This window comes from Haloferax sp. s1 (assembly GCF_058382125.1).
This window is the reverse complement of record NZ_JBZRPK010000232.1, coordinates 1-2,162: the sequence shown is the minus strand read 5'-3', so window position 1 is coordinate 2,162 and position 2,162 is coordinate 1. Positions and strand designations below refer to the sequence as shown.

General features: G+C 64.2%; 4 protein-coding genes. 1 reads left to right on the top strand and 3 read right to left on the bottom strand.

The window, feature by feature from the left end:
• A partial coding sequence (locus QT222_RS02080; protein WP_491476151.1) for a PhnE/PtxC family ABC transporter permease occupies positions 1-523 on the top strand: 523 nt, incomplete at its 5' end.
• Positions 524-560: 37 nt separating this feature from the next.
• On the opposite strand, the gene QT222_RS02075 is transcribed toward QT222_RS02080, so the two are convergent.
• Genes QT222_RS02075 through QT222_RS02065 form a run of 3 tightly spaced genes read right to left on the bottom strand, consistent with a single transcriptional unit; the run spans position 561 to position 1,987 of the window.
• Positions 561-1,157: a uracil-DNA glycosylase gene (locus tag QT222_RS02075; protein WP_004058022.1), complete on the bottom strand. Its 597-nt coding sequence runs from the start codon at positions 1,155-1,157 to the stop codon at positions 561-563.
• A gap of 24 nt (positions 1,158-1,181) precedes the next feature.
• Positions 1,182-1,820 (bottom strand): endonuclease dU, encoded by a 639-nt coding sequence (locus QT222_RS02070; RefSeq protein WP_004058024.1) that lies wholly within the window; start codon positions 1,818-1,820, stop codon positions 1,182-1,184.
• Entirely contained in the window at positions 1,817-1,987 is a 171-nt protein-coding gene (locus tag QT222_RS02065; RefSeq protein WP_004058026.1) for a DUF5786 family protein, read from the bottom strand. Before QT222_RS02065 ends, QT222_RS02070 begins: the two co-directional genes overlap by 4 nt.
• Between the last annotated feature and the right edge of the window lie 175 nt (positions 1,988-2,162).

Here is a 2,162-nt window from a genome sequence, read left to right as displayed (position 1 = left end):
CGCCGTGCCGGCGCTCTTGTGGGTACTCATCTACATCCCGCTCGGAGGTTTCACCCCCGTCGGGGCGAGGGTGGCTATCGGAACCGACACCGTCGGTGTCCTCGGACGCGTGTGCTCCGCCGAGCTCGAAGAGGTGTCCGACGGCCCCATCGAAGCCATCTCTTCGACTGGGGCTGCATCCTCGCAGACCGTCGTCTTCGGTATGCTGAGTCAGGTGTCCTCGTCGTTCGTCGCGTGGACACTCTACATCCTCGAAATAAACGTCCGCATCGCCGTCTCGCTCGGCGTCGTCGGTGCTGGCGGCATCGGACAGTACGTGAAGGGCAGACTCAGCCTCCTCGCGTACGACCAGGCGGCCGCCGGTATCGCGATGATTATCGTTATCGTCCTCTCGGTCGAACTCACGTCCTCGCGCCTCCGCGCGCGCCTCCGTCCGGGCGAGTCGGAGTCCAAGGGCATCGTCGACGTACTCGCCGACCTCGCGGACACCGGGAAGTGGCTCGGGACGGGCAACTCGAAGTGACGTGGCCAGTCGAGCGGCCACACGTCGCCCTTAGTCCTTAGAAGTCGCCGAGGCTCGCCTGTCCGTTGTTCGACTCGGAGAGACCGGAGAGGTCGGCCGCGCGCGAGATAGTCTCGAAGAAGCCCTCGCGTTGACTGCGGTCGTAGAGCGTCGCCGCAGGGTGCACAGACAGCAGGACGCGGTACGAATCGTCGCCGACGCGAGCGTCCAAGACCGACCCAGATTCGTTCGTGATGGCGACTCCCCGGTCGAGAAGGTGCTGTGAGGGGACCTTCCCGAGTGTGACGATGAGTTCGGGGTCGACGAGTTCGAACTCGCGGGCGAGATAGCCCCGGCAGTTCGACAGTTCTTCACTCCTCGGGTCACGGTTTTCCGGCGGACGGCAGCGGATGCAGTTCGTGATTCGAACGTCGGCGCGGGCGAGTCCGGCCTCGCGGAGCGCGTCGTCCAGTACGGACCCGGAGCGGCCGACGAACGGTTCGCCGCCTTCGTCTTCTTTCGCACCCGGCGCTTCGCCGAGGAAGAGCAGGTCGGCGTCCTCGGGACCGACCCCGTTGACGATGCGACTCCGCGAGTCTACGAGTTCGGGACACCGCTCGCAGTCGGTCACGCAGAGGCCCTCCATGTGTTCCATGTTCGTGTCGAGGAGGGCGACGGCTTAATCCCCAACGAACTGTCGCCCCGCGCGGGCGGCCATCCGCGCCACTCGAAGTGGTTCGGGACGCCCGCCGGTCGGTGTGAACGCCCGGACTACCTGCTTCGCTTCGGCTTCGTCGCATCCGGCGGCGCGCACGAACACTCGTTCGTCGTTCACTTCGACGGCGGTCCGGGGTGGGGCGTCCCGATAGATTTGGAGGCGTCGGTCCAGTGCATCGCCCGAGAAGTGCGTCGAGAGCGCGGTTTCGAGGCCCTCACTGTCTTCGAACGAGACCGAAAGTACCGGACGGTCGAGGTCGGAAGCGAGGCGATTCACGTCGACGAGGTTGAACCACGCCGGGGCGATACCGGAGACGAGGAGGTATCGGACGTCCTCGCGACCGAGCGACGAGTACAGCGAGTCGATGGCGTCGGTGGCGTCATCGCCGCCGACGGTACACGTCTCGAAGGCGAGACCATCGACCACGCGGTCGGCACGAACGACAGCGCCGCAGAGCACGCTCTCCGGGCGTGCGTCGCTGTCTCCGGCTTCAGACGGGTCTGTCGAAAAATCAGCGTCGTCAGTGTGGTCTACTGTGGGCACGCGCGCTGTTCCGGGGTACGACTCGGCGACCCCTAGCGCGCGAGTCCCCGGTTTCAATTGTCCTTGATCTCCTGTAGCCGGTCGAGCAGTTCGTCGTTCGATGCGCCGATTTCGAAGTCGACCTTACCCTCGTGATTCTCTTCGCTCGTCGTTACGCCGTCTTCCTCGTCGAAGTCGACGTTCTGGTCTCCTTGTTCGGACTCGTCGTAGCTCCCAAATCCCATACATTCAGTTGTACACGACCGAGCTTGAAAAATGGTTTGTCGAACGAATTCCAGGTTTCGCGAGTCGTTACCCCCCCCCCATAACGGGAATTAGCGCCCTCTTCCCACCGACTTTTTTCGGTTGAGCCCGTACGCAGGCGTATGGAAGTCATCCCCGTCACCGCCGACGCCCAGG

Coding starts and splice junctions, on each gene's coding strand:
- QT222_RS02075 (WP_004058022.1), bottom strand. CDS start 1,157: ATGGAACACATGGAGGGCCTCTGCGTGACCGACTGCGAGCGGTGTCCC.
- QT222_RS02065 (WP_004058026.1), bottom strand. CDS start 1,987: ATGGGATTTGGGAGCTACGACGAGTCCGAACAAGGAGACCAGAACGTC.